The organism is Citrobacter sp. Res13-Sevr-PEB04-36 (assembly GCF_015672735.1).
Taxonomy (GTDB): Bacteria; Pseudomonadota; Gammaproteobacteria; order Enterobacterales; family Enterobacteriaceae; genus Citrobacter.
Genome location: NZ_JADABY010000008.1, coordinates 1 through 26,188 on the forward strand (window position 1 = coordinate 1; position 26,188 = coordinate 26,188).

Consider the following 26,188-nt stretch of genomic DNA (forward strand, 5'->3'; position numbering starts at 1 on the left):
AAGTTACTCATTAAATTTAAGCGTAATTCCGATGGGTATTTATCCTGTAATTGATTGAAATATCGCCTTTCACTCTTTTTTTAAATAGCTGTTAAAGACAGCATGTTATTGCCATAAATTTTTGTTATCCCCCCATCTTTTTTTGATTAAAGTCAGGTTAAAGTGAGATTGTGTTTTATTATCTCATTGATAAATAAAGATTTAATTGTTTCATAATAATCTTACGAAATGTAAGTGAAAGGGATTTGTGAGTGGTAGCACATATCCTTGTTCGCTTAATTTGGTACACTTCCTGCCGTCAACAAAGTAATTAGAGCAGGCCGATATGAATACTATTTCTCTCCCTAAAACACAGCACTTAGTGGTCTTTCAGGAAGTCATCAGAAGTGGTTCTATCGGCTCAGCTGCAAAAGAATTAGGTTTGACTCAACCCGCTGTTAGCAAAATTATTAATGATGTTGAAGCTTATTTTGGCATCGAGTTAGTCGTACGTAAAAATACGGGTGTCACATTAACCCAGGCTGGTCAGGTAATGCTCTCATGGTCTGAATCCATCACCCGTGAAATGAAAAATATGGTTGATGAGATGAATAGCATGACGAGTAACGCGGTTGTGGATGTGTCGTTTGGCTTTCCATCACTGATCGCCTTTACCATCATGTCCGGCATGATTAAGAAGTTTAAAGAGGTGTTCCCGAAAGCACAGGTTTCGATGTATGAAGCGCAGCTTTCCTCATTCTTACCAGCGATTCGTGACGGGCGGCTGGACTTCGCTATCGGTACACTCAGCGATGAGATGAAACTGCAGGATCTGCATGTAGAACCACTTTTTGAGTCAGAGTTTATCCTGGTCGCCAGCAAGTCCCGAACACGCACCGGCATCACCACGCTGAGCGCGTTGAAAAACGAACAGTGGGTGTTGCCACAAACGAATATGGGTTACTACAGCGAACTTCTTACTACGTTACAAAAAAATGGCATCAGCAGTGAAAACATCGTTAATACTGACTCGGTCGTCACGATTTATAATCTTGTTCTCAATGCTGATTTCTTAACAGTAATTCCCTGCGATATGACCACACCATTTGGTTCAAACCAGTTTATTACTATCCCGGTAGAAGAGGCTTTACCGGTGGCGCGTTATGCTGCCGTATGGTCTAAAAATTATCGAATAAAAAAAGCAGCATCAATTTTGGTGGAATTAGCCAAAGAATATTCATCATATAATTGTCAACGACGAAAGCAATTAATTGAAGTTGATTAAAGATTAAACTCGATTTAATACGGAATTAATGCCATCGGTCTATATCAGACCCTGGACACGGCTATCTATTTACTTTAATACCCAGGTAAGAGGTTCTAATGCACATTACATACGATCTCCCGGTTGCAATTGAAGATATCCTCGAAGCGAAAAAAAGACTGGCGGGGAAAATTTATAAAACAGGAATGCCACGCTCGAACTATTTTAGTGAACGTTGCAAAGGGGAAATTTTCCTCAAGTTTGAAAACATGCAGCGTACTGGTTCATTTAAAATCCGCGGTGCTTTTAACAAACTCAGTTCTTTAACTGAAGCCGAAAGATGTAAAGGCGTGGTGGCGTGCTCTGCAGGTAACCATGCGCAAGGGGTTTCTCTTTCTTGTGCGATGCTTGGTATCGACGGCAAAGTGGTGATGCCAAAAGGCGCGCCGAAGTCTAAAGTGGCTGCCACCTGTGACTACTCCGCAGAAGTTGTGCTGCACGGTGACAACTTCAACGACACTATCGCCAAAGTGAGCGAAATTGTTGAGACTGAAGGTCGCATCTTTATTCCTCCTTATGATGATCCGAAAGTCATTGCCGGTCAGGGGACAATTGGTCTGGAAATTCTGGAAGATCTGTACGATGTCGACAACGTGATTGTGCCAATTGGTGGCGGCGGACTGATTGCCGGTATTGCTGTAGCAATTAAATCCATCAACCCGACCATTAAAATTATTGGCGTACAGTCCGAAAACGTTCACGGCATGGCGGCATCTTTCCACGCTGGAGAAATAACCACGCACCGAACGACCGGCACCCTGGCGGATGGTTGTGACGTCTCCCGCCCGGGTACTTTGACCTATGAAATCGTTCGTGAGTTAGTGGATGACATTGTCCTGGTCAGCGAAGATGAAATTCGCAACAGTATGGTGGCATTAATTCAGCGAAATAAAGTTGTGACAGAAGGCGCGGGTGCGCTGGCATGTGCTGCATTATTAAGCGGGAAATTAGATAGCTATATTCAGAACAGAAAAACAGTCAGTATTATTTCTGGCGGTAATATCGATCTTTCTCGTGTATCCCAAATCACTGGTTTAGTTGACGCTTAATATATTTCGTTGAGGATAGGATATGAGTACTACTGATAGCATTGTATCCAGCCAGACAAAACAATCGTCCTGGCGCAAATCGGACACCACCTGGACACTGGGTTTATTTGGTACAGCCATCGGCGCCGGGGTGTTGTTCTTCCCAATTCGCGCAGGCTTTGGCGGACTGATCCCCATTCTGTTGATGCTGGTGTTAGCGTACCCCATCGCGTTCTATTGCCACCGTGCACTGGCACGCCTGTGTCTTTCCGGTTCTAACCCTTCCGGCAACATCACAGAAACGGTTGAAGAGCATTTTGGTAAAACGGGTGGCGTGGTCATCACGTTCCTCTACTTCTTTGCGATTTGCCCACTGCTGTGGATTTATGGCGTCACCATTACCAACACCTTTATGACCTTCTGGGAAAACCAGTTGCAGATGCCAGCGCTTAACCGTGGCTTCGTGGCACTGTTCCTGCTGCTGTTGATGGCATTCGTCATCTACTTCGGTAAAGATCTGATGGTTAAAGTGATGAGCTTCCTGGTATGGCCGTTCATTGCCAGCCTGGTACTTATCTCTCTGTCCCTGATTCCTTACTGGAACTCAGCGGTTATCCAGCAGGTGGATCTCAGCAATATAGCGTTGACCGGGCATGACGGTATTCTGGTCACCGTATGGCTGGGTATTTCCATCATGGTGTTCTCTTTCAACTTCTCGCCAATTGTTTCTTCCTTCGTGGTGTCTAAACGCGAAGAGTATGAAAAAGATTATGGCCGCGAATTTACCGAGCAGAAATGTTCCAAGATCATCTCCCGCGCCAGTATGCTGATGGTTGCGGTGGTCATGTTCTTCGCCTTTAGCTGCCTGTTCACGCTGTCTCCGGCAAATATGGCCGAAGCCAAAGCGCAGAACATTCCGGTACTGTCATACCTGGCGAACCACTTTGCTTCATTGTCTGGCACCAAATCGACCTTCGCGACCGTTCTGGAATACGGTGCTTCTATCATCGCACTGGTCGCTATCTTCAAATCTTTCTTCGGCCACTATCTGGGCACGCTGGAAGGTTTGAACGGTCTGGTCCTGAAGTTTGGTTATAAAGGTGATAAAACCAAAGTCTCCGTTGGCAAACTTAACACCATCAGCATGATCTTCATCATGGGTTCCACCTGGGTAGTGGCTTACGCCAACCCGAACATCCTGGACCTGATTGAAGCGATGGGTGCGCCAATTATCGCCTCACTGCTCTGCCTGCTGCCGATGTATGCCATCCGTAAAGCGCCGTCTCTGGCGAAATACCGTGGCCGTCTGGATAACGTGTTTGTTACTGCGATTGGTCTGCTGACTATCCTGAACATCGTCTACAAACTGTTTTAATCCTTAAGCTCAGGATGAGCGGAGTAGTGAAATGAATGAGTTTCCGGTAGTACTGGTTATTAATTGCGGTTCATCTTCCATTAAATTCTCAGTGCTGGATGCAGCCAACTGTGATGTTTTAATGGCGGGAATTGCAGACGGTATTAACTCTGAAAATGCGTTCATAGCAATTAATGGTGGGGAGCCGGCTAAGCTGGCTCACCACAGCTACGAAGACGCATTAAAGGCCATTGCCGTTGAACTGGAACAACGTAATTTAATGGACAGCGTGGCCTTAATTGGTCACCGCATTGCCCACGGTGGAAGTATCTTTACGGAATCAGCGATAATTACAGATGACGTTATCGACAATATTCGTCGGGTATCTCCTTTAGCACCATTACATAATTATGCGAACCTGAGCGGGATTGAATCCGCACAGCATCTTTTCCCGGGTGTACAGCAGGTGGCGGTATTTGACACCAGCTTCCACCAGACGATGGCACCTGAAGCCTATCTGTACGGTTTACCGTGGAAATATTACGAGGAGCTGGGCGTTCGTCGCTATGGTTTCCACGGCACGTCGCACCGCTATGTTTCTCAGCGAGCGCACGAGCTTCTCGATCTCCAGGATGAAGATTCTGGCCTGGTTGTCGCGCACCTGGGTAACGGCGCGTCCATCTGTGCGGTCCGTAACGGACAAAGCGTGGATACCTCAATGGGTATGACGCCGCTGGAAGGACTGATGATGGGCACGCGTAGCGGTGATGTGGACTTTGGCGCGATGGCGTGGATCGCCAGTGAAACCAACCAGACGCTGAGCGACCTTGAGCGCGTAGTCAATAAAGAGTCTGGCCTGCTGGGTATTTCCGGTTTGTCCTCTGACTTACGTACGCTGGAAAAAGCCTGGCACGAAGGACATGAGCGTGCGCAGCTGGCGATTAAAACTTTTGTGCATCGTATTGCACGCCATATCGCCGGACATGCTGCATCGTTACATCGTCTTGATGGGATTATTTTCACCGGCGGCATTGGTGAAAACTCAGTCTTAATTCGCCGTCTGGTGATTGAACATCTGGCCGTATTAGGTGTGAATATCGACAGCGAAATGAATAGTCTGCCAAATTCTCATGGCGAGAGAATTATTTCTTCTGACGATGCCCGGGTTATTTGTGCAGTCATTCCGACGAATGAAGAGAAAATGATTGCCCGTGATGCTATTCATTTAGGCAAAATTAACACACCAGCAGAATTTGCATAATTAATTTTCTGTAGAGAGATTATTTTTCATGAAGGTAAATATCGATACCAGCGATATGCTGTATGCCGACGCGTGGTCAGGCTTTAAAGGTACGGACTGGAAAGAAGAAATTAATGTCCGTGATTTTATTCAGCATAACTACACGCCTTATGAAGGGGATGAGTCTTTCCTCGCCGAAGCGACGCCGGCAACCACAGCATTGTGGGAAAAAGTGATGGCGGGCATCCGTATTGAAAACTCGACGCATGCGCCGGTAGATTTCGATACCAATATTGCCACCACAATTACCGCGCATGATGCCGGTTATATTGAACAGGAACTGGAAAAGATTGTCGGTCTGCAAACGGATAAGCCGCTGAAGCGTGCGCTGCATCCGTTCGGCGGCATCAACATGATCAAAAGCTCTTTTGATGCTTACGGTCGTGAAATGGATGCTGATTTTGAGTACCAGTACACTGAACTGCGTAAAACCCATAACCAGGGCGTGTTCGACGCGTATTCCCCGGATATGCTGCGCTGCCGTAAGTCCGGTGTTTTAACCGGTCTGCCGGATGGCTATGGCCGTGGCCGTATCATTGGTGATTACCGCCGTGTTGCGTTGTACGGTATTCGCTACCTGGTCCGTGAACGCGAGCAGCAGTTTGCCGATCTCCAGTCGAATCTGGAGTGGGGGCAGAATCTGGAGGCGACAATTCGCCTGCGTGAAGAGCTGTCTGAGCACCGTCGTGCGCTGCTGCAAATGCAGGAAATGGCCGCGAAATACGGTTGCGATATTTCCCGTCCGGCGCGTAACGCACAGGAAGCCGTGCAGTGGGTGTACTTTGCTTACCTGGCTGCGGTGAAATCGCAGAACGGCGGCGCGATGTCGCTGGGCCGTACCGCATCGTTCCTCGATATTTACATTGAGCGCGATTTTAAAGCTGGCGTCTTAAACGAGCAGCAGGCGCAGGAGCTGATCGACCACTTCATCATGAAGATCCGCATGGTGCGCTTCCTGCGTACCCCGGAATTCGACACCCTGTTCTCCGGCGATCCTATCTGGGCGACCGAAGTTATCGGTGGGATGGGGCTGGACGGCCGCACGCTGGTCACCAAAAACTCGTTCCGCTATCTGCATACGCTGCACACCATGGGACCGGCGCCTGAGCCGAACCTGACGGTGCTGTGGTCTGAAGGCTTACCGATTGCCTTCAAAAAATATGCCGCACAGGTGTCTATCGTCACCTCGTCCTTACAGTATGAAAACGACGATCTGATGCGCGCTGACTTTGACAGCGATGACTATGCCATTGCCTGCTGCGTCAGCCCGATGGTCATCGGCAAACAAATGCAGTTCTTTGGTGCGCGTGCCAACCTCGCCAAAACATTGCTGTACGCAATCAACGGCGGTGTGGATGAGAAGCTGAAAATCCAGGTCGGGCCGAAAACTGCGCCGCTGATGGATGACGTGCTGGATTACGAGACGGTGATGGAGAGCCTGGACCACTTTATGGACTGGCTGGCCGTGCAGTACATCAGTGCGCTGAACATCATTCACTACATGCACGACAAGTACAGCTACGAAGCCTCGCTGATGGCGCTGCACGATCGTGATGTTTATCGCACCATGGCATGCGGTATGGCGGGTCTGTCCGTTGCCGCGGACTCCCTGTCGGCTATCAAGTACGCTCGCGTCAAACCGATCCGTGATGAAAACGGCCTGGCGGTCGACTTCGAAATTGAAGGCGACTATCCGCAGTACGGGAACAACGATGAGCGCGTAGACAGCATTGCCTGCGATCTGGTTGAACGCTTTATGAAGAAAATTAAAGTGTTGCCAACCTATCGCAACGCGGTGCCGACGCAGTCCATTCTGACCATCACCTCTAACGTGGTGTACGGCCAGAAAACCGGGAATACCCCGGACGGACGTCGCGCAGGTACGCCGTTTGCACCAGGGGCGAACCCGATGCATGGCCGCGATCGCAAAGGGGCAGTCGCCTCGTTGACCTCGGTGGCCAAACTGCCGTTTACCTATGCCAAAGATGGTATCTCGTACACCTTCTCGATTGTGCCGGCCGCGCTGGGCAAAGAAGATAGCGTGCGGAAAACCAACCTGGTCGGTCTGCTGGACGGTTATTTCCATCATGAAGCGCATGTCGAGGGCGGTCAGCACCTGAACGTTAACGTCATGAACCGTGAAATGCTGATGGATGCTATTGAGCACCCGGAAAACTATCCGAACCTGACGATCCGCGTGTCTGGCTATGCGGTGCGCTTTAACGCGCTGACCCGCGAACAGCAGCAGGACGTTATTTCACGTACTTTCACCCAGGCGCTTTAACGCCGGAGGGGTTATGAGAAAAGTTATTGCAACCGACTGTGCGCCAGGGGCGATTGGGCCCTACGTACAGGGTGTGGATCTGGGCAGCATGGTGCTGACTTCAGGTCAAATCCCGGTATGTCCACAGACCGGTGAAGTGGCAGAGCACGTGACCGATCAGGCGCGTCAGAGCCTGGAAAACGTGAAAGCGATCGTCGAGTCCGCCGGTTTGAAAGTGAGCGACATCGTGAAGACCACCGTTTTCGTGGCCGATCTGAACGACTTCGCCACCATAAATCAGGTGTATCAGCAGTTCTTTGATGAGCACGAGGCAATCTACCCGGCACGCAGTTGTGTACAGGTCGCCCGCTTGCCGAAGGACGTGAAGCTGGAGATTGAAGCCATCGCCGTACGCGGCGACACGGTGTAACTCCCCGCGGGGCGATCGTCAGGATCGCCCCGATCCCGTTAATGAGTGTGAAACCTGGTCTTCACTGAACGGCAATCCGAGGGTGTGGATATGATTAGCGCATTCGATATTTTTAAGATTGGCATTGGACCTTCCAGCTCCCATACCGTGGGGCCAATGAACGCAGGTAAAAGCTTTATCGACCAGTTGGTCAGTAGCGGAGAATTGCACCAGACCACGCGCATTGTGGTCGACCTTTACGGCTCGCTCTCCCTGACCGGAAAAGGTCATGCGACCGATGTCGCCATCATGATGGGGCTGGCAGGCAGCAGTCCGCAAAACGTGAATATTGATGCCATTGACGGCTTTATTCAGGACGTGGCCCGCACCGGACGTCTCCCGGTGGCAGAGGGCACGCATATCGTTGATTTCCCTCCTGCTGAGAACATTCTCTTCCATAGCGAAACGCTCCCGCGCCATGAAAATGGTATGCGCATCACCGCGTGGAACAGCAACGAGACGCTATTAAGCAAAACCTATTACTCCGTTGGCGGTGGTTTTATCGTTGAGGAGGATCACTTTGGTCAGGCGCACGATGTTGAAGCGCATGTGCCGTACAATTTCCATTCTGCCAGCGAGCTGCTGAAACTGTGTGAGCGCAACGGGCTTTCCGTTTCCGGCCTGATGATGCAAAACGAGCTGGCGATGCGCAGTAAAGATGAGATTGACGCGGGTTTTGCGGCAATCTGGGATGTCATGCACGCCGGAATCGAGCGCGGCATGAACACCGAAGGCGTCCTGCCCGGCCCGCTTAACGTTCCACGTCGCGCCGTGGCATTACGTCGGTTGCTGGTCTCCAGCGACAACCTGTCCAGTGACCCGATGAACGTCATCGACTGGATCAACATGTTCGCACTGGCCGTGAGCGAAGAGAACGCCGCCGGGTGCCGGGTTGTTACCGCCCCGACAAATGGTGCGTGTGGCATTATCCCCGCCGTGCTGGCCTATTACGACAAGTTCCGCCGTCCGGTGAATGCCAACTCCATCGCCCGCTATTTACTGGCTGCGGGGGCGATAGGCGCGCTGTATAAGATGAATGCGTCTATTTCTGGGGCTGAAGTGGGTTGCCAGGGTGAGATTGGCGTGGCCTGTTCCATGGCCGCAGCCGGGCTGACAGAGCTGCTCGGTGGTAGCCCGGCGCAGGTCTGTATTGCCGCTGAAATCGCCATGGAGCATAACCTGGGGTTAACCTGCGATCCGGTCGCCGGACAGGTGCAAATTCCGTGCATTGAACGTAATGCGATCAACGCCGTTAAAGCGGTTAACGCCGCGCGTATGGCGCTGCGCCGCACGTCAGAACCCCGGGTGTCGCTCGATAAAGTTATCGAGACGATGTATGAAACTGGCAAAGACATGAACGATAAATACCGCGAAACCTCGCGCGGTGGCCTGGCGATCAAAGTAGTTTGTATGTGAGTTAATCAAAATAGCATGACCAAAAAGGTGCACAGAAGTGCACCTTTTTTTGTTGTGATCTGCTTCAAAAACAGAAATCGATCCCACCTTTGATGTTTTTAAGAGAAAATCTTTCTTTACCTATAGGGATTATGGGGTTTTGTTTGTGAAGTTTTTCTCTGACCCTGAGCGTATGATTTTCTTCATTCTAAGAGCTCGCCTGCATCTTATGAATTGCGTATCGCCTTGACGCAATACGAAAAAAATAAAAAACCTCTACCTACACATTAAGCGGGAAATTATGGAAACGGCAACGAATAATAGCGTAATACTCGACGCATCCGCTCCGGCGCGTCGGGCGGGAATGACCGAAAGTGAATGGCAGGAAGCCATTAAGTTCGACAGCATGGACACCGGCTGGGTCATTATGAGTATCGGTATGGCGATTGGCGCGGGGATTGTTTTTCTTCCTGTTCAGGTAGGGCTAATGGGGCTGTGGGTATTCCTGCTGTCCTCGATTATCGGTTATCCCGCCATGTATTTGTTCCAGCGTTTGTTTATCAACACGCTGGCTGAATCTCCCGAGTGCAAAGATTACCCGAGCGTCATTAGCGGTTATTTAGGCAAAAACTGGGGCATCCTGTTAGGTGCGTTGTATTTTGTGATGCTGGTTATCTGGATGTTCGTTTATTCCACTGCCATCACTAATGACAGCGCCTCGTATCTGCATACGTTTGGCGTAACCGAGGGATTACTGTCCGACAGCCCGTTCTATGGTCTGGTGCTGATTTGCATCCTGGTAGCCATCTCGTCACGCGGCGAAAAATTACTGTTTAAAATCTCCACCGGTATGGTGCTGACCAAGCTGCTGGTCGTTGCCGCCCTTGGTGTGTCGATGGTGGGGATGTGGCATTTGTATAATGCGGGCACGCTGCCGCCGATGGGACTGCTGATTAAGAACGCGATTATTACGCTGCCTTTTACGCTGACCTCGATTCTGTTTATTCAAACCTTAAGCCCGATGGTTATCTCGTACCGTTCTCGCGCAAAATCCATTGAGGTCGCACGTCATAAAGCGCTGCGCGCCATGAATATTGCGTTCGGCATTCTGTTTGTCACCGTGTTCTTCTACGCCGTCTCTTTCACCCTGGCGATGGGCCATGATGAAGCGGTTAAAGCCTACGAGCAGAACATTTCCGCCCTGGCGATTGCCGCTCAGTTTATTAGCGGTGACGGAGCCGGTTGGGTGAAAATCGTCAGCGTTATTCTGAACATCTTTGCCGTGATGACCGCGTTCTTTGGCGTGTACTTAGGTTTCCGTGAAGCGACCCAGGGGATCGTGATGAACGTGCTGCGCCGTAAAATGCCAGCCGAGAAAATCAATGAAACCCTGGTTCAGCGCGGCATTATGGTTTTCGCCATCCTGCTGGCCTGGAGTGCAATTGTGCTCAATGCGCCGGTACTGAGCTTTACCTCTATTTGTAGCCCAATCTTCGGCATGGTGGGCTGTTTGATCCCGGCCTGGCTGGTCTACAAAGTTCCGGTATTGCACAAATATAAAGGTGCCTCCCTGTACCTGATTATCATCACAGGCCTGCTGCTGTGTGTTTCCCCGTTCCTGGCATTTTCCTGAGTTATCTGAGTAAAGGTCGTTGTTATGTTTGAGACTACATTGAATCCATTATGGGATAGTTTTATTCGCGCAGTGCAGGAAGAAGTTAAGCCCGCCCTGGGCTGCACCGAACCTATCTCTCTGGCTCTGGCGGCGGCGGTCGCATCCTCTGAGCTGAACGGCGCGGTTGAACGCATTGATGCGTGGGTCTCGCCCAACCTGATGAAGAACGGCATGGGCGTGACCGTGCCGGGGACAGGAATGGTAGGGTTGCCCGTCGCCGCCGCGCTGGGTGCGCTGGGTGGCAATGCCCACGCCGGTTTAGAAGTATTGAAGGATGCATCTGCTGAGGCTATTGCAGATGCCAAAGCCATGCTGGCTGCCGGAAACGTGGCGGTGATGCTGCAGCAGCCTTGCGAAGATATTCTCTTCTCACGCGCTAAGGTGTACAGCCGTGACGGATGGGCATGTGTCACGATTGTTGGCGGTCATACCAATATTGTGCATATTGAGACCCACAACGGCGTGGTGTTCAGCAAAGAAGAACAGGCGCAGGATGAAGAGCAGGAATCGCCGCTGGCGGTGTTATCCCACACCTCGCTGGAAGAGATTCTGGCGTTTGTGAATGCGGTGCCGTTTGAGTCAATCCGCTTTATTCTTGATGCGGCAAAACTGAATGGGGCGCTGTCTCAGGAAGGCCTGCGCGGTAACTGGGGCTTGCACATCGGAACCACGCTTGAGAAGCAGTGCGCGCGTGGCCTGTTGGCAAACGATCTGTCGACTGCCATTTTAATCCGTACCAGTGCGGCGTCGGATGCGCGAATGGGCGGGGCGACGCTGCCGGCGATGAGCAACTCCGGCTCCGGTAATCAGGGTATTACCGCCACTGTCCCGGTGATGGTTGTTGCCGAGCACTTTGGTGCGGATGATGAAAAGCTGGCGCGTGCGTTGATGTTGTCTCACCTGAGCGCTATCTACATCCATCATCAGCTTCCACGTTTGTCGGCACTATGTGCGGCGACGACGGCGGCGATGGGGGCAGCGGCGGGTATGGCATGGCTGGTGGATAGTCACTATAACACTATCGCCATGGCGATCAGCAGCATGATTGGCGATGTGAGTGGGATGATTTGCGATGGCGCGTCAAACAGCTGCGCGATGAAGGTCTCTACCAGCGCGTCGGCAGCGTGGAAAGCGGTGCTCATGGCGCTGGACGATACGGCAGTGACCGGTAACGAAGGGATTGTGGCGCATAACGTGGAGCAATCTATTTCGAATCTGTGTGCGCTGGCATGTCGTTCGATGCAGGAAACCGACAAGCAGATCATTGAGATCATGGCCAGTAAAGCGCATTAATCTGTAGGCCGGGTAAGGCGTAGCCGCCACCCGGCATCAGTTGGAGCCGCCTAATCAGGCGGCGTCTTCTTCTTCCAGCCGTACCTCGGCATCAGCAACAATCGCTTCCAGTTCCGTCAGCATGTCTTCATAGTCAAAGGTTTTGGTCTGGATGACCGTTTCCTGAACTTTGGCTGCAACTACCGGCTTACGCTTTTTTAATGCTTTCTTGCTCATAGTCGTACTCCCTTGTTTTTCCTGACTATACGGGCAAATCTATCAGCAAAGCGCGCAAAGGCGTATCAGCAACTAACGTTATGTTAGCTTCGTCACGAATAAATGCGCCATCACCACAGGTCAGCGCTTCTTTTTCTGCTCCAGCCGTTAGTGCATGGAATGTGCCGTGGATCGACTGCAAATAGGCGCGGGGTCCATGTAACTGAAAACTCAGTGATTCACCTTGTTTCAGTTCGACATGGTGTATCCACACCTGCTGGCGAAGATGCAGGCTGCCCTGTTCTCCGTCCGGGGAGGCGATCAGCTGATGCTTGCCGGTCGCTAGCGTGGTTTTCTGTACGCAGGCGTTTTCCTGCTGCGGGCAGGCATCCAGCCATAATTGCATGCGGGTCAATGGCTTATCCTTGCTGAGGTTGTGCTCGCTGTAGCTAATCCCTGGCTGTGTGGCGAGCAGTAAAACCTCACCGGCTTTTGCCTGGACGTGGTTACCTTCGCTGTCGCGGTATTCCGCTTCTCCTTCGAGGATCAGGTTGACGATATCCACCTTTGGATAGGTACGTGGCTGGAAAGAGGCCCCCGGTGCCAGAACTTCCTGGTTCAAAACACGCAGCGAGGCATAACCCAGTAGCTTAGGATCAAAATAGTGTCCAAAGGAGAAGGTATAACGGGCTTGCAGCCAGCCGTAGTCTGCCTGTCCGCACTGTTTGGCTGTTCGGGTAGTAATCATAGTTCTTGACCTCTCTTTACTTCCTTTTATGTTAAATGGCTAGACGCTGCATTGTTAGCCAGATATTCTGCCTGGTATGTTCAAATTTCCTGAATGAGAACGACATGGCTAAAGAAAGGGCATTAACGCTTGAAGCGTTACGCGTGATGGATGCAATTGACAGACGTGGCAGCTTTGCCGCCGCCGCAGATGAACTGGGGCGCGTTCCTTCCGCCCTCAGCTATACCATGCAGAAACTGGAGGAAGAGCTGGATGTGGTGCTGTTTGACCGCTCAGGCCACCGCACAAAATTCACCAACGTAGGACGTATGCTACTGGAGCGCGGGCGCGTGCTGCTGGAAGCGGCCGATAAGTTGACCACCGATGCTGAAGCCCTGGCCCGTGGCTGGGAAACGCATTTGACGATTGTTACTGAAGCATTGGTGCCTACTGCGGCGTTTTTTCCGCTCATCAACCGGCTTTCCGTCAAGGCAAATACCCAGCTTTCGGTGATCACTGAAGTGCTGGCCGGGGCGTGGGAACGCCTGGAGCAGGGAAGAGCGGATATCGTGATCGCCCCGGATATGCATTTCCGCTCGTCGTCAGAGATTAATTCGCGCAAGCTGTACACGCTGATGAACGTCTATGTAGCCGCGCCGGATCATCCTATCCATGAGGAGCCGGAGCCGCTGTCGGAAGTGACCCGGGTAAAATACCGGGGGATTGCTGTGGCGGATACCGCCCGTGAGCGCCCGGTGCTGACCGTCCAACTACTGGATAAACAGCCGCGCCTGACGGTGAGTTCAATTGAAGATAAACGCCAGGCGCTGTTGGCTGGGCTGGGCGTGGCGACCATGCCATATCCGCTGGTGGAAGAGGATATTGCCGCGGGTCGGCTGCGCGTGGTGAGCCCGGAATCCACCAATGAAATTGATATCATCATGGCCTGGCGACGGGACAGTATGGGTGAGGCAAAATCCTGGTGTCTGCGGGAAATTCCGAAGCTGTTTGCGGGGAAATAGCAGGACGGTTACGCCGGATGCGGTGCAAATGCACTTTATCCGGCCTATAAATTACAGGAGTGCTACGTCAGGGCAGCTGTTTAGGGTCAGCACCGAAACGGTTGTTACCCGGTGTACCGCTCTGACAGTTGAAAATAACGATAACCAACCAGCCGATAATGGGGATCAACAATATCAGCAGCCACCATGCGGAACGGTCGGTATCATGCAAGCGGCGGAACTGCACAGCCCACCACGGTATAAATACCAGCACCCCATAAATCGTTGTTAATACGCCTTCTCCCCCGGCGCGTTGCCAGCCAAGCATGTTGTCCAGAATGCCCAGCACGAACGAAAAGATGATGTTGAGCAGAACAAACATCCAGTACTCTTTACGCCGTGCACGCCCGCCAAAACCAAAGTAGTTCTTAAGAACTTTTAAATACCAATCCATTTGCGCCTCATTCTGCGTTCAATCACTTGTTTTTAAAGTAATCAAACCAAGAATAGCGGTGAATAGAATTGTGGTAAATATTTGTTGTATTAATTATTGGCGCCTATAGGAGTATTGCTTGTCAGTTAAACATTATGGAGAACATGTGATTCCAACTCAGGGTTCCGTTCACCTCAGCGATGTCATTTCTCTGAAGCGCAGATACCCGTGAACGTGCAAGGGAGGCTCACCGCCGCCTCCCTTGCAACCTAGGCTCCCGGCGGGAAAATCGTCGCTGCGCGAGTTATTCGTCTTATTCCGTCTGCCTGTCGGGTCGGGGCCGAGCCTGCATCCATGCAGGCCGTCCCCTCTGCCCGCATCCCTGCGGGCAGACCCGGTCAGCCGTCAACGGCTCATCGATTTTCAGCCGGACCAGGGTGTCGCTTCAGCGCTCTGGCTTTCAGCTATATCCGTTTTGCTGTTCAGAGATATTCAAGTAAAAGCACAGATGGACAGGTGTGGGCTGGTCCGGCTGAAAATTGCCGACGTGTTTCCGTAAGGCCGGGAGAACCCGCAAGGATGCGGGTTCAGGGCGCGTTTTGCAGGGATGCTACCTCGCGCCCGGCCCGGTAACCTGGAGGAATAAGCGGAGGGGATTGCGAAGCAACAATTTTCCGTGCCGGGAGCCGGGATTGTAAAGGGCGTGGCGAAGAACGCCCTTTACACGTTCACCGTAATCAGTGCTTCAGAGAAATGACATCGCTGAGGTGAACGGAACCCTTTCTCTGAGGTAGCATGTTCATTACTTCCGTCAATACAGGTTTATACTTTCTGAAACTGAAGCGTTAACTGAACGGCATTGCCCAGATGAGACCTGTGTAAATCATGCGAAACGGCTGTCACGCCCGTGCGGCTCGCTGAGATCTTGCCATGGCCCGATTGAAATAATGCCGGTCGGGTTGATGGTTTTGTGGCTACGGAAGTAGTGATGACGGATATGGTCAAAATTGACGGTCTCCGCAATGCCTGGCATTTGGTAGATATCGCGCAGGAAACCATAAAGGTTCAGGTAATCGCTAATGCGGTGTTTATCGCATTTGAAGTGGGTGACGTACACCGGATCAAAGCGTACCAGCGTGGTCCACAGGCGAATATCGGCTTCGGTTAACTGGTCGCCGGTCAGATAGCGATGCTGACCCAGAATCTGTTCCAGTCGCGCCAGTGAGTGAAACACTTTCTCGACTGCCTCGTCATATGCCTCCTGACTGGTGGCAAAACCGGCTTTATAGACGCCATTATTGACGTTGTCATAAATCCAGCTGTTCAACTCGTCAATTTTACTTTGCAGGGCAGGCGGGTAGTAATCACCGGCTTTGGCGCCCAGTGCATCAAACGCCGTGTTAAACATGCGGATGATCTCCGCCGATTCATTACTGACGATGGTGTGATTCTTTTTATCCCACAGCACCGGTACGGTGACGCGGCCGCTGTACTGCGGGTCGGCGTGCAAATAGAGCTGATAGAGAAATTCGTGCTGGTAGAGCGTATCTCCCGTGGCGGCCGGGAAATTATCATCAAACGTCCATCCGTTCTCTAGCATCAGCGGATGCACAACGGAAACGGAGATAAATGGCTCCAGACCTTTGAGCGTGCGTAGGATCAGCGTGCGATGCGCCCACGGACAGGCGAGGGAAACGTACAGGTGATAGCGGTCTTTTTCGGCGGCAAAGCCGCCTACGCCGGTCGGGCCAGGTTCGCCATCCGCGGTGAGCCAGTTACGGAAAGCCGATGCAGAACGTTGAAATTTTCCCCCGGTAGATTTTGTGTCATACCAGGTGTCATGCCAGACGCCGTCAATAAGTTGTCCCATGGTTTTGCCTCCTCAGATAGCAAAAGCGAGGAGATGTCTCCTCGCTTTTTGATGCGTTTAGTATAGCTTGCTTACCACTTTTTATTCAGTACGCGGTCAATGCTGAATGCGCCTGGACCGGTGATAGCCAGTAGCAGGAAACCGCCTGCGATGGTTAAGTTTTTCATGAACATCAGCGAGTTCATACCTTCAGCAAAGTTGCTGTGGAAGATGAACGCGGTTAGCAACGTAAAGCCTGCAGTGAACAGTGCGGTAGTACGAGTCAGGAAGCCGAACAGAATGGCCAAACCGCCGCCGAACTCAAGCAGAATAACCAGCGGTAACATGAATCCCGGAACGCCCATGGCTTCCATATATTGTTGTGTACCCGCATATCCGCTGATTTTTCCCCAGCCTGAAGAAATAAACAGGATTGGCATCAGAATGCGCGCTACCAGTACACCAACATCTTCTAATTTTTTCATCGTACTCTCCAGGAAACCACTCAGGCGGCTATTTTTGTTTTTTGTGCATCAACGCTGCATAGCGCGTCGTTGCTGTCGATGGAGAGAATCATAAACGGGGAGTGTGACAATTGTTAGCAAGGAAAACTGTCAGTATTTTTCAAAAATTTTGAGTGAAGAGGAAAATAGAATGAAGTAGGCCTTGCCATCAGGCCTACGTGGGGGAGAGCAGAAGAGATTAACCGCGCAGTTGCTGCTGTCTGAGGGTCGCTTTGACCAGCCGCCAGGCGCTCCAGACGCTAAAGCCGCGTTTGGCCCAGCGCACGAACATATTCGGGTGACGAATCGTGCGCACAGCCAGGATACTGCTGCCAACCAGTATCCAGGATCGCAGGCTCAGCAGGGTATTCCAGCCGCGATCGTATGCGGCGGTGACTTCCAGCCAGTCGCGGCGGGTGGCGGTCAGATCCAGCCGTTGCTGCTGGGTCTGACTAAGCAGCAGCGCCTTACGTTTTTGGCGTTCGACTTTACTGCTCATTAAGCATCATCCTCCAGGGCCTGCCTGTCGTTAGCGAGTTCATGGCGGGTATGACGTAACAGCGTTGACTTACGGGCTTTACGTAGCGTCCATATCCCGCCAATGAGCGCCAGAAGTAGCAGCACAACGGTGGTGGCAATCATCGCGTTGAGGCGATACTGAGGGTCTACGGCCCAGATGATGAGCACCATCAGGCTCATCAGGCCAAATGCTGCGAACAGCATGGTCAGCCCCAGCATCAGCAATAGCTGAAAGAGGTTGGCTTTTTCCTCTTCCAGTTCAACAACGGCCAGACGTAACCGGGTCTCGACTATCTCAACTAGGATCGTGATGATCCGTTGCCCGATACCCAGTACGTTTTTGCCTGGACCTTGTGCGTGATCGGAATCCGCCATTGTTAGCGGCGCGACAGTAATACGCCAAGCACCACGCCGACCGCAGCGCCAATGCCGACGCCAGTCCATGGATTTTCGCGCACGTAGTTATCGGCTTTTGCAGCGGCTTCGCGGGTTTGCTTGGCTATCACATCGCTGGTTTCCCCGAGGCGATTGCGGCTCTCTTTCAGCGCGCGTTCTGCTTTGCTGCGAATTTTACTCAACTCTTCTTTCGACTTATCGCCAGAGGAGCTCAGTACCTCTTCAAGCGTATCCGCAAGGGATTTCAGCTCAGCGCGCAGGTGTTCCGTAGCATTATCTTTTGACATAGTTTTCTCCAAGTGAGTGGGTCGTTACCGTACTTAGTAATCGCGTGACTCGAGTTCTTTCAGTTCATTCTGAGCTTCGGCGAGCTTGTGCTCGCGTTTGGTTATTTTATCTGTATCGCCTTTTTGTTTCGCCTCGGCGAGATCGCGTTCACGCTCGGCTATCTCATCTTTCTGTTCTGCGATTTTTTTCTGATGCTCGGTACGCAGTTTGCTGTCAGAACAGTTGGCCCGGACTTCGCTCAGTGCTTTGTTCAGGCCGTTGATACGGTTCTGATTGTTGTGCTTTTCGGCATAGCTTATCTCCCGCTGAATATCGTGTTCTTTTTCCTGACAGAGGGTGTTGGCGTAGCTGCCGGCACTGAGAGCGAAAAGGGTAACAGCCAAAGCGATGCGGTATTTCATACTTGAACCTTCCATTGTGATTCGACCTTGTTGTGTGACGGTCGTTGCTCCAGATAAAAAAGCATGGGCCATAAACCCAGCTTATTAATCATAGGCACTAAACGGTGAAATCACCAAAGTAGGTGAAATAATTCAGATTCCTGGAAGTTAACCAAAACGGTGCGGGGTGTCACGTAAACGCGATAACCACTGCACCGCCTGATTATCATCATCCTGTTGGGCGATGACGAAGCCATGCGGTAACGTTCTGTCCAGAACGACCTTAGCAGCTGCGCTTTGCGCGCTGGAATCAAAGGTGATCAGCAGCGCGTCATTTTGTGGGGTAATGCTTTTAAAGCGTATGCCGTTGGCATCCAGATGATGCCAGATAGAGAATCCGTCAGGCATGCTGACGCCCTGGTTTACGGCGCGTATGGCAAGCGTCGACTCCTGTTGACGAATAGCTGACCAGGTCAGGATAAGCGCGCCTAAAAACAGGATAAAGGTTGTTGTCCAGGCCAGTCGTCGGAGCGTTATGCGTGATGGCAGCATAATTTACCCTCGGTTCCCGTATTTCTTTTTCCATAATACAACCAGTGAACCGGCAAGGCCAAACACCAGTAAAACAACGGGAAGCAGCATCAGGCAAGACATCAACTGATCTTCATACTTGAGGAATACCGGCGTTTTGCCCAGTAGATAACCCAGTGATGTCAGGATAAGCACCCACAATAACCCGCTCATCCAGTTGAAGAACTGAAAGCGTGCATTGTTCAGGCCGGACAATCCTGCAATGGTCGGCAGCAATGTTCTGACAAACGCAATGAATCGGCCCACCAGCAGCGCAGACAAACCATGTTTGTGGAAAAGATGATGTGCGCGCTGATGATAATGTGCGGGTAGATGGGAAAGCCAGTTCTGCACGATGCGGGTATTTCCCAGCCATCGTCCCTGGATATAGCTGACCCAACAGCCGAGGCTAGCCGCGGTGGTGAGGAGGAGTACCGTTTGCGGAAAGCCCATTGCGCCTTTAGCAATAAGTACGCCGACCAGCACCAGTAAGCTGTCGCCAGGTAAAAAGGCAGCAGGAAGCAGCCCGTTTTCCAGAAACAAAATTGTAAACAGGACAAAATACAGCATGCCAATCATCGAGGGATTAGCCAGTGTTTCAAAATCCTGAGCCCACAAGGCATTCAGTAATTGAGTCAGTAGTTCCATTCAGTATTCCTGGAGAAATCGGTTGTCGTCATGCCGGGTTTCTGGAGTTTGTAATGCCGCAATATTATTGATCTTTTTTTGCTTGAATCGCGGTCTGGCACAAATTCACGGCCTGGACTGTTCCCTGTTAAGTTGCAAAGTAAGCAAGCACTGATACACAAAAATTCAAAACGCATTTAATTGTAACAAAGGTCAACGTAGTCCGTTATAGAAATTACGGTCGTTGAACCGTGATTTTGCTTATCGCAAAGGAGGGTGGCGAGAGGATTTACACAGGCTGACACTTTATACCTAATGCTTACCGAGCGTCAGAAACAGGCGCCATGGCGCGCCTGTGAATATGATAATGCTTATTTTGTGCCGTTAGCGGCTGTATCCAAATGAACCACCGGATTATCGGTAAAAAGATAACGGTCAGCATTGAACTCAAAATCATCGCTGGTTTCGTTAAACAGCATCTGTTTGGTGTTCTCAAGGTGCTGCCACATCGCCAGTTTGGCTGCATGGGGATCTTTACGGATTAATGCCCGCAGGATCTGGTCATGGTCATCGCACCAGTTATCAACCGTGCGCAGGTCGATATGTTCGTGCAATTTCTTCCAGTACGGGTTGTGAACACGCTGGGTCCACATTTTTTCAACAATTGCCGCCAGCGCGGTATTTTGCGTTGCCAGGGCTACTTGCACATGGAACTGGAGATCCCACTCGGAGTCACGGAAGCTTTTTTCGTTGCGCGACTTCTCCTGGATTTCCATCAGTTTCATGATGTCCTGTTTGGTCACCTGGGTGGCGGCAAACTCGGCAATATTGCTCTCTATGAGCTGGCGTGCCTGCAGCAGTTCAAATGGACCATAGCTGGCAAACTCAAGATTGGCATCTGGCGCGACGTAGTGTTTGGGCTGGTTAGAGATGACGTGGATCCCGGATCCTTTACGTACTTCAACGTAGCCCTCAACCTCGAGCATAATGATGGCTTCACGAACCACGGTGCGGCTGACGTTCTTTTCATCGGCGATAAAGCGCTCGGCGGGCAGTTTCTCACCCACCAGGTAAACGCCCTGCTCAATACGCGCTTTAAGATCGGCTGCAAGTTGTTGGTACAAACGTCGTGGTTCGGTGATTTCCATATGCGCTCCAGGCATAATACGGCAGACTCTATTTGTTATACCACTTTTGCGAATTTGGCTCCACTTGTGACGACAAAAAAGCCGCCAGTGTGCTGGCAGCTTTGAATGTATTTCGTTGGTGATTGCGTCAGGTCAACTTTGTGGTGCGGGATCGCCGGTTTGCGGACCTGAATCTGTTTCGCTGGCTGGTTTATTTTGCAGTACCGTCCAGATGACCAGTGCACCGAGCAGGTCGAATACCGCCAGCACCGCAAACAGCGGGCTAAAGCCGATGGTGTCAGCCAGGGCGCCGACCACCAGTGCAAACAGGGTGCTCGCCAGCCAGGCAGACATTCCGGTCAGACCATTAGCCGTCGCTACTTCATTACGGCCAAACACGTCAGAAGAGAGGGTAATCAGCGCACCGGACAAGGCCTGGTGAGCAAAGCCCCCGACGCACAGTAGCGCGATAGCAATATACGGGCTGGTAAACAGACCAATCATACCCGGGCCAATCATCAGGAATGCGCCCATGGTGACGACCAATTTACGCGAAACAATCAGGTTGACACCGAACCAGCGCTGGAACAGCGGCGGCAGATACCCACCGACGATACAGCCGAGGTCAGCAAACAGCATAGGCATCCAGGCGAACATGGCAATTTCTTTCAGGTTAAAGCCGTAAACTTTAAACATGAACAGCGGGATCCAGGCGTTAAACGTCCCCCAGGCCGGTTCTGCCAGGAAACGTGGCAGGGCAATGCCCCAGAACTGGCGGTTACGCAGGATCTGCGCGACAGACATTTTCTTTGCAGCGCCGTTTTTATGCTGTGATTCCTGACCGTTGAGAATGTAATCGCGTTCTTCGTCAGACAGCTTTTTCTGGTCGCGCGGGTGTTTGTAGAAGACAAGCCATGACATGGCCCAGATGAAGCTCAACGCACCAGAGATAATGAACGCCATCTGCCAGCTGTGCATCACGATGGCCCAGACTACCAGCGGCGGCGCAATCATCGCACCAATAGAGGAACCGACGTTAAAGTAACCAACGGCAATAGAACGCTCTTTGGCCGGGAACCATTCAGAACTGGCTTTCAGACCTGCGGGGATCATCGCAGCTTCAGCCGCACCGACTGCGCCTCGCGCCAGCGCCAGTCCACCCCAGCTTCCAGCCAGTGCCGTCGCGCCACAGAAGACGGCCCACAGAACGGCGAACATCGCGTAACCTATTTTTGTTCCCAGCACGTCCAGAACATAGCCAGCAACGGGTTGCATAACGGTGTAAGCAGCAGAGTACGCTGCGATGATATAGGAATACTGTTGAGTGGAGATGTGTAACTCTTCCATCAGCGTTGGCGCAGCCGCTGCCACAGTGTTACGCGTCAGGTAACCCAGCACCGTGCCAAGCGTCACCAGTGCGATCATATACCAACGTAACCCTTTAATTTTACGCATGTAAAACCTCATCGTTTTGTTATTTCCGCGAACGAGCGGTCATCTTCCTGAGTAGGTCGGAGGATGTTCTTTTTACGAAGGGGTGACCGAAAAAAAACCGGTACTCCCCGAACTTTGCCATTTAAAGAATCGTGCTAATTCGGTTTCCGTACCGGTCAATCCGATGGTGGACCATCGGTAATTTGCATTCCGTCGGCTTATGTTTGCGACGGCAAAAAAGATAACTTGTCATACAGCTTTAAAAGGTGAGTGCCATCACAAAAGTGTGAATCTTCGTGTGGTCATTATTTCGCTTCAGCGAAGCCAGTCCTGACGCGGGCTGGCGCACAATTTACCTCTTTAAGAGTAAATTTTTTGTCACCATTTGTTGATCTAACTCACGAAAATATCTTCAGTCCGTGGAAATTGGTGTGATAACTTTGTCAGCATCAAAACATAAGCAATCTGACGCACTCGCTGAGAGGAAGACGATAATGACCCCGTTTATGACTGAAGATTTCCTGCTGGATACCGAATTTGCCCGCCGTCTGTATCATGATTACGCCAAAGACCAGCCGATCTTCGATTACCACTGCCATTTACCACCGCAACAAATCGCTGAAAACTACCGTTTTAACAACCTGTATGACATCTGGCTGAAAGGCGATCACTACAAATGGCGCGCCATGCGCACCAACGGTGTCTCTGAGCGCCTGTGTACCGGCGATGCGTCCGATCGTGAGAAGTTTGACGCCTGGGCTGCGACGGTCCCACACACCATTGGCAACCCGCTCTACCACTGGACGCATCTTGAGCTGCGCCGCCCGTTTGGTATTACAGGTAAGCTGCTGTCGCCTGCGACGGCGGATGAAATCTGGAATCAGTGCAACGAACTGCTGGCGCAGGAACAATTTTCCGCGCGTGGCATCATGCAGCAGATGAATGTGAAAATGGTCGGTACCACTGACGATCCGATTGATTCACTGGAACATCACGCTTCGGTTGCCAAAGACAGCACCTTTGCCATCAAAGTGTTGCCGAGCTGGCGCCCGGATAAAGCTTTCAATATTGAGCAGGCGACCTTTAATGACTACATGGCGAAGCTGGGTGAGGTGTCCGACACCGATATCCGCCGCTTCACCGATCTGCAAACCGCGCTGACCAAACGCCTGGACCACTTTGCCGCTCACGGCTGTAAAGTGTCTGACCACGCGCTGGATGTGGTGCTGTTTGCTGAATCTAATGAATCTGAACTGGACAGCATCCTGGCGCGTCGTCTGGCCGGTGAAACGCTGAGCGAGCATGAAGTGGCGCAGTTTAAAACGGCTGTGCTGGTGTTCCTTGGTGCGGAATATGCACGTCGCGGTTGGGTCCAGCAGTACCATATTGGCGCACTGCGTAATAACAACCAGCGCCAGTTCAAACTGCTGGGGCCGGACGTAGGCTTCGACTCCATTAACGATCGTCCGGTTGCGGAAGAACTCTCCAAACTGCTCAGCAAGCAGAACGAAGAAAACCTGCTGCCAAAAACCATCCTGTACTGCCTGAACCCGCGTGACAACGAAGTGCTGGGCACCATGACAGGTAACTTCCAGGGCGAAGGTATGCCGGGCAAAATGCAGTTCGGTTCTGGCTGGTGGTTTAACGATCAGAAAGATGGAATGGAACGTCAAATGACGCAGCTGGCGCAACTCGGCCTGCTGAGCCGCTTTGTCGGCATGTTGACCGACAGCCGTAGCTTCCTGTCATATACGCGACATGAATATTTCCGCCGCATTCTGTGCCAGATGATTGGCCGCTGGGTTGCCGCAGGCGAAGCCCCGGCAGATATCCAGTTGCTGGGTGAAATGGTGAGAAATATCTGCTTCAACAATGCGCGCGATTATTTTGCCATTGAACTGAACTAAGGTCCGGGTTGATATGCAATACATCAAGATCCATACGCTGGATAACGTTGCGGTTGCGCTGGCCGATCTGGCGCAAGGCACGCAGGTTAGTGTAGATAGCCATACCGTAACGCTACGACAGGACGTTGTACGTGGACACAAATTTGCCTTGAGCGATATTGCTCAGGGTGAGAACGTCATTAAATATGGCCTGCCGATTGGCCATGCTCTGGCGGATATTGCGGCGGGTGAACATATCCATGCTCACAATACGCGCACCAATCTGAGCGATCTGGATGAATATAGCTATCAACCCGACTTTCAGGAACCTGAGGTACAACCGGCAGATCGCGATGTGCAGATCTACCGTCGTGCCAACGGCGATGTCGGGGTGCGTAACGAACTGTGGATCCTGCCGACGGTCGGCTGCGTTAACGCCATGGCACGCCAGATGCAGACTCGCTTCCTGAAAGAGACACATGATGCCGAAGGTATCGACGGCGTTCATCTTTTCAGCCACACCTACGGCTGCTCGCAGTTGGGTGACGATCACATCAACACCCGCACCATGCTGCAAAACATGGTGCGCCACCCGAACGCGGGGGCGGTACTGGTGGTAGGTCTCGGTTGTGAAAATAACCAGGTGGATGCTTTCCGTGAAACGTTGGGCGAGTTTGATCCTGAGCGCGTGCACTTCATGGTCTGCCAACATCAGGAAGACGAAGTGGAAGCGGGGATCGAACATCTCCATCAACTGTACAACGTAATGCGCCACGATAAGCGAGAGCCGGGTAAACTGGGCGAGCTGAAGTTTGGTCTGGAATGTGGCGGCTCTGACGGCCTGTCCGGTATTACCGCCAACCCGATGCTGGGACGTTTCTCCGACTACGTGATTGCCAACGGCGGCACCACCGTGCTGACCGAAGTGCCGGAAATGTTCGGTGCCGAGCAGTTGTTGATGGACCACTGCCGTGACGAAGAAACCTTTGGCAAGCTGGTGACGATGGTTAATGACTTCAAGCAGTACTTCATTGCTCACGACCAGCCGATTTATGAGAACCCGTCACCGGGTAACAAGGCAGGTGGCATCACCACGCTGGAAGACAAATCTCTGGGCTGCACGCAGAAAGCGGGTTCCAGCCAGGTTGTCGATGTATTGCGTTACGGCGAACGGCTAAAAACGCACGGCCTGAATCTGTTAAGCGCCCCGGGGAACGACGCTGTTGCCACCAGCGCGCTGGCGGGTGCTGGCTGCCATATGGTGCTATTCAGTACCGGTCGCGGCACGCCTTACGGCGGCTTTGTACCGACGGTGAAAATCGCCACAAACAGCGAGCTGGCGGCGAAGAAAAAGCACTGGATCGATTTTGATGCGGGGCAGCTGATCCACGGTAAAGCCATGCCTCAACTGCTGAATGAGTTTGTCGATACCATCGTCGAGTTTGCCAATGGTAAACCGACCTGTAACGAACGTAATGACTTCCGCGAGCTGGCTATCTTCAAAAGTGGCGTAACGTTGTAATAATTGTACAGGCCTACGCGATCAGTAGGCCTGATAAGCGTAGCGCCATCAGGCATAAACCGTTGCCGGATGGCGGCGAACTCGCCTTATCCGGCCTACGAAATGGAGTTGGGGTTGCTTGCATGACCGCGTATTGGCTGGCCCAGGGCGTAGGTGTCATCGCCTTTCTGATCGGGATTACCACCTTTTTCAACCGTGATGAGCGCCGCTTCCGGCTGCAGCTTGCCGTCTATAGCGCCACTATCGGTGTACACTTCTTTTTGATGGGGGCCTGGCCCGCGGGGATGAGCGCAGAGCTTAACACCGTGCGAACCCTGGTCTCGATGCGCACCCGCAAACTGTGGGTGATGACCGTTTTTATCGTTCTCACGCTGGTTCTTGGGTTGGCGAAACTACAGCATGCGATGGAGTTACTCCCCATTATTGGCACACTGGCCAGCACCTGGCGCTGTTTCGCTGTAAAGGATTAACCGTCCGCTGTGTGATGTGGTGTGCGACTGCCTGCTGGGTGGTGCATAATTTCTGGTTGGGATCGATTGGCGGCACGATGATTGAAGGCAGTTTTCTGGTGATGAACGGCCTGAATATTATTCGTTTCAGACGCATGCAAAAACGGGGAATTGATCCCTTCAAAATTGAAAAAAGCGTGCA

General features: G+C 51.8%; 25 protein-coding genes and 1 pseudogene. 13 read left to right on the forward strand and 13 right to left on the reverse strand.

Annotated elements, in window-relative coordinates:
• Positions 1–325 precede the first annotated feature (325 nt).
• From tdcA to IMQ48_RS02780, 9 genes are all read left to right on the forward strand, one after another.
• Entirely contained in the window at positions 326–1,264 is a 939-nt protein-coding gene (gene tdcA / locus IMQ48_RS02740) for a transcriptional regulator TdcA (protein ID WP_196207812.1), read from the forward strand.
• A 98-nt stretch (positions 1,265–1,362) separates the two neighbouring features.
• The gene (tdcB, locus tag IMQ48_RS02745; protein ID WP_003828594.1) at positions 1,363–2,352 is read left to right on the forward strand and encodes a bifunctional threonine ammonia-lyase/L-serine ammonia-lyase TdcB; all 990 of its coding nucleotides are present in this window, start codon (positions 1,363–1,365) and stop codon (positions 2,350–2,352) included.
• Positions 2,353–2,374: 22 nt separating this feature from the next.
• Positions 2,375–3,706, forward strand: coding sequence for a threonine/serine transporter TdcC (gene tdcC / locus IMQ48_RS02750; protein WP_196207813.1), 1,332 nt, complete (start codon positions 2,375–2,377; stop codon positions 3,704–3,706).
• A 31-nt stretch (positions 3,707–3,737) separates the two neighbouring features.
• Complete coding sequence (tdcD, locus tag IMQ48_RS02755) at positions 3,738–4,946, forward strand: propionate kinase (protein WP_196207814.1); 1,209 nt, start codon at positions 3,738–3,740, stop codon at positions 4,944–4,946.
• 28 nt (positions 4,947–4,974) lie between these two features.
• The gene (pflB, locus tag IMQ48_RS02760) at positions 4,975–7,269 is read left to right on the forward strand and encodes a formate C-acetyltransferase (RefSeq protein WP_196207815.1); all 2,295 of its coding nucleotides are present in this window, start codon (positions 4,975–4,977) and stop codon (positions 7,267–7,269) included.
• A gap of 13 nt (positions 7,270–7,282) precedes the next feature.
• The gene (locus tag IMQ48_RS02765; RefSeq protein ID WP_181617976.1) at positions 7,283–7,678 is read left to right on the forward strand and encodes an enamine/imine deaminase; all 396 of its coding nucleotides are present in this window, start codon (positions 7,283–7,285) and stop codon (positions 7,676–7,678) included.
• Between the two features lie 90 nt (positions 7,679–7,768).
• Complete coding sequence (tdcG, locus tag IMQ48_RS02770; protein WP_196207816.1) at positions 7,769–9,133, forward strand: L-serine ammonia-lyase; 1,365 nt, start codon at positions 7,769–7,771, stop codon at positions 9,131–9,133.
• Between the two features lie 280 nt (positions 9,134–9,413).
• A complete protein-coding gene (locus IMQ48_RS02775; RefSeq protein ID WP_196207817.1) occupies positions 9,414–10,745 on the forward strand; it encodes an amino acid permease in 1,332 nt (443 codons plus the stop codon).
• 24 nt (positions 10,746–10,769) lie between these two features.
• A complete protein-coding gene (locus IMQ48_RS02780; RefSeq protein ID WP_196207818.1) occupies positions 10,770–12,080 on the forward strand; it encodes a serine dehydratase subunit alpha family protein in 1,311 nt (436 codons plus the stop codon).
• A 54-nt stretch (positions 12,081–12,134) separates the two neighbouring features.
• On the opposite strand, the gene IMQ48_RS02785 is transcribed toward IMQ48_RS02780, so the two are convergent.
• Together IMQ48_RS02785 and IMQ48_RS02790 are read right to left on the reverse strand one after the other, a co-directional pair.
• Positions 12,135–12,296 (reverse strand): hypothetical protein, encoded by a 162-nt coding sequence (locus tag IMQ48_RS02785; protein WP_196207819.1) that lies wholly within the window; start codon positions 12,294–12,296, stop codon positions 12,135–12,137.
• Positions 12,297–12,321: 25 nt separating this feature from the next.
• Positions 12,322–13,023 carry a pirin family protein gene (locus IMQ48_RS02790; protein ID WP_196207820.1) on the reverse strand — a complete coding sequence of 234 codons (702 nt, stop codon included), beginning with the start codon at positions 13,021–13,023 and terminating at the stop codon, positions 12,322–12,324.
• A 104-nt stretch (positions 13,024–13,127) separates the two neighbouring features.
• Here IMQ48_RS02790 and yhaJ point away from each other — a divergent pair, with 104 nt between their 5' ends.
• The gene (gene yhaJ, locus IMQ48_RS02795) at positions 13,128–14,024 is read left to right on the forward strand and encodes a DNA-binding transcriptional regulator YhaJ (RefSeq protein ID WP_196207821.1); all 897 of its coding nucleotides are present in this window, start codon (positions 13,128–13,130) and stop codon (positions 14,022–14,024) included.
• Between the two features lie 67 nt (positions 14,025–14,091).
• Here yhaJ and IMQ48_RS02800 read toward each other — a convergent pair whose 3' ends face one another.
• The 11 genes from IMQ48_RS02800 to IMQ48_RS02850 form a co-directional block, all read right to left on the reverse strand.
• Entirely contained in the window at positions 14,092–14,457 is a 366-nt protein-coding gene (locus IMQ48_RS02800) for a DUF805 domain-containing protein (protein ID WP_196207822.1), read from the reverse strand.
• A gap of 862 nt (positions 14,458–15,319) precedes the next feature.
• The gene (gene yqjG / locus IMQ48_RS02805) at positions 15,320–16,306 is read right to left on the reverse strand and encodes a glutathionyl-hydroquinone reductase YqjG (protein ID WP_196207823.1); all 987 of its coding nucleotides are present in this window, start codon (positions 16,304–16,306) and stop codon (positions 15,320–15,322) included.
• Positions 16,307–16,377: 71 nt separating this feature from the next.
• Positions 16,378–16,770, reverse strand: a complete 393-nt coding sequence (locus tag IMQ48_RS02810; protein ID WP_196207824.1) for a DoxX family protein — start codon at positions 16,768–16,770, stop codon at positions 16,378–16,380.
• Positions 16,771–16,987: 217 nt separating this feature from the next.
• The gene (locus tag IMQ48_RS02815; protein ID WP_196207825.1) at positions 16,988–17,287 is read right to left on the reverse strand and encodes a YqjK-like family protein; all 300 of its coding nucleotides are present in this window, start codon (positions 17,285–17,287) and stop codon (positions 16,988–16,990) included.
• Complete coding sequence (locus tag IMQ48_RS02820; protein WP_196207826.1) at positions 17,287–17,682, reverse strand: phage holin family protein; 396 nt, start codon at positions 17,680–17,682, stop codon at positions 17,287–17,289. Before IMQ48_RS02820 ends, IMQ48_RS02815 begins: the two co-directional genes overlap by 1 nt.
• 2 nt (positions 17,683–17,684) lie before the next feature.
• Positions 17,685–17,990, reverse strand: coding sequence for a YqjD family protein (locus IMQ48_RS02825; RefSeq protein WP_096755579.1), 306 nt, complete (start codon positions 17,988–17,990; stop codon positions 17,685–17,687).
• Between the two features lie 33 nt (positions 17,991–18,023).
• Positions 18,024–18,392 (reverse strand): DUF1090 domain-containing protein, encoded by a 369-nt coding sequence (locus tag IMQ48_RS02830; protein WP_196207831.1) that lies wholly within the window; start codon positions 18,390–18,392, stop codon positions 18,024–18,026.
• Positions 18,393–18,539: 147 nt separating this feature from the next.
• The gene (gene mzrA / locus IMQ48_RS02835) at positions 18,540–18,908 is read right to left on the reverse strand and encodes an EnvZ/OmpR regulon moderator MzrA (protein WP_196207832.1); all 369 of its coding nucleotides are present in this window, start codon (positions 18,906–18,908) and stop codon (positions 18,540–18,542) included.
• Between the two features lie 18 nt (positions 18,909–18,926).
• Positions 18,927–19,589, reverse strand: coding sequence for a DedA family general envelope maintenance protein YqjA (yqjA, locus tag IMQ48_RS02840; protein ID WP_045447871.1), 663 nt, complete (start codon positions 19,587–19,589; stop codon positions 18,927–18,929).
• A 350-nt stretch (positions 19,590–19,939) separates the two neighbouring features.
• Entirely contained in the window at positions 19,940–20,716 is a 777-nt protein-coding gene (gene exuR, locus IMQ48_RS02845; protein WP_196207827.1) for a transcriptional regulator ExuR, read from the reverse strand.
• 132 nt (positions 20,717–20,848) lie between these two features.
• Complete coding sequence (locus IMQ48_RS02850; RefSeq protein WP_196207828.1) at positions 20,849–22,150, reverse strand: MFS transporter; 1,302 nt, start codon at positions 22,148–22,150, stop codon at positions 20,849–20,851.
• Between the two features lie 473 nt (positions 22,151–22,623).
• Here IMQ48_RS02850 and uxaC point away from each other — a divergent pair, with 473 nt between their 5' ends.
• From uxaC to IMQ48_RS02865, 3 genes and pseudogenes are all read left to right on the forward strand, one after another.
• Entirely contained in the window at positions 22,624–24,036 is a 1,413-nt protein-coding gene (uxaC, locus tag IMQ48_RS02855) for a glucuronate isomerase (protein WP_196207829.1), read from the forward strand.
• A gap of 13 nt (positions 24,037–24,049) precedes the next feature.
• Positions 24,050–25,537 carry a UxaA family hydrolase gene (locus tag IMQ48_RS02860; protein WP_196207830.1) on the forward strand — a complete coding sequence of 496 codons (1,488 nt, stop codon included), beginning with the start codon at positions 24,050–24,052 and terminating at the stop codon, positions 25,535–25,537.
• A 122-nt stretch (positions 25,538–25,659) separates the two neighbouring features.
• Positions 25,660–26,188: pseudogene (locus IMQ48_RS02865) on the forward strand (YgjV family protein); the annotation flags it as partial.

What these genes read in the sequence shown, in the direction of transcription:
- IMQ48_RS02850 (WP_196207828.1), bottom strand. Translation starts at nt 22,150, where the DNA reads ATGCGTAAAATTAAAGGGTTACGTTGGTATATGATCGCACTGGTGACG.
- IMQ48_RS02830 (WP_196207831.1), bottom strand. Translation starts at nt 18,392, where the DNA reads ATGAAATACCGCATCGCTTTGGCTGTTACCCTTTTCGCTCTCAGTGCC.
- IMQ48_RS02825 (WP_096755579.1), bottom strand. Translation starts at nt 17,990, where the DNA reads ATGTCAAAAGATAATGCTACGGAACACCTGCGCGCTGAGCTGAAATCC.
- IMQ48_RS02820 (WP_196207826.1), bottom strand. Translation starts at nt 17,682, where the DNA reads ATGGCGGATTCCGATCACGCACAAGGTCCAGGCAAAAACGTACTGGGT.
- yqjG (WP_196207823.1), bottom strand. Translation starts at nt 16,306, where the DNA reads ATGGGACAACTTATTGACGGCGTCTGGCATGACACCTGGTATGACACA.
- IMQ48_RS02775 (WP_196207817.1), top strand. Translation starts at nt 9,414, where the DNA reads ATGGAAACGGCAACGAATAATAGCGTAATACTCGACGCATCCGCTCCG.
- IMQ48_RS02790 (WP_196207820.1), bottom strand. Translation starts at nt 13,023, where the DNA reads ATGATTACTACCCGAACAGCCAAACAGTGCGGACAGGCAGACTACGGC.
- tdcG (WP_196207816.1), top strand. Translation starts at nt 7,769, where the DNA reads ATGATTAGCGCATTCGATATTTTTAAGATTGGCATTGGACCTTCCAGC.
- IMQ48_RS02780 (WP_196207818.1), top strand. Translation starts at nt 10,770, where the DNA reads ATGTTTGAGACTACATTGAATCCATTATGGGATAGTTTTATTCGCGCA.
- tdcB (WP_003828594.1), top strand. Translation starts at nt 1,363, where the DNA reads ATGCACATTACATACGATCTCCCGGTTGCAATTGAAGATATCCTCGAA.
- IMQ48_RS02800 (WP_196207822.1), bottom strand. Translation starts at nt 14,457, where the DNA reads ATGGATTGGTATTTAAAAGTTCTTAAGAACTACTTTGGTTTTGGCGGG.
- IMQ48_RS02815 (WP_196207825.1), bottom strand. Translation starts at nt 17,287, where the DNA reads ATGAGCAGTAAAGTCGAACGCCAAAAACGTAAGGCGCTGCTGCTTAGT.
- tdcD (WP_196207814.1), top strand. Translation starts at nt 3,738, where the DNA reads ATGAATGAGTTTCCGGTAGTACTGGTTATTAATTGCGGTTCATCTTCC.
- pflB (WP_196207815.1), top strand. Translation starts at nt 4,975, where the DNA reads ATGAAGGTAAATATCGATACCAGCGATATGCTGTATGCCGACGCGTGG.
- IMQ48_RS02765 (WP_181617976.1), top strand. Translation starts at nt 7,283, where the DNA reads ATGAGAAAAGTTATTGCAACCGACTGTGCGCCAGGGGCGATTGGGCCC.
- tdcA (WP_196207812.1), top strand. Translation starts at nt 326, where the DNA reads ATGAATACTATTTCTCTCCCTAAAACACAGCACTTAGTGGTCTTTCAG.
- tdcC (WP_196207813.1), top strand. Translation starts at nt 2,375, where the DNA reads ATGAGTACTACTGATAGCATTGTATCCAGCCAGACAAAACAATCGTCC.
- uxaC (WP_196207829.1), top strand. Translation starts at nt 22,624, where the DNA reads ATGACCCCGTTTATGACTGAAGATTTCCTGCTGGATACCGAATTTGCC.
- IMQ48_RS02860 (WP_196207830.1), top strand. Translation starts at nt 24,050, where the DNA reads ATGCAATACATCAAGATCCATACGCTGGATAACGTTGCGGTTGCGCTG.
- yhaJ (WP_196207821.1), top strand. Translation starts at nt 13,128, where the DNA reads ATGGCTAAAGAAAGGGCATTAACGCTTGAAGCGTTACGCGTGATGGAT.
- IMQ48_RS02785 (WP_196207819.1), bottom strand. Translation starts at nt 12,296, where the DNA reads ATGAGCAAGAAAGCATTAAAAAAGCGTAAGCCGGTAGTTGCAGCCAAA.
- yqjA (WP_045447871.1), bottom strand. Translation starts at nt 19,589, where the DNA reads ATGGAACTACTGACTCAATTACTGAATGCCTTGTGGGCTCAGGATTTT.
- IMQ48_RS02810 (WP_196207824.1), bottom strand. Translation starts at nt 16,770, where the DNA reads ATGAAAAAATTAGAAGATGTTGGTGTACTGGTAGCGCGCATTCTGATG.
- exuR (WP_196207827.1), bottom strand. Translation starts at nt 20,716, where the DNA reads ATGGAAATCACCGAACCACGACGTTTGTACCAACAACTTGCAGCCGAT.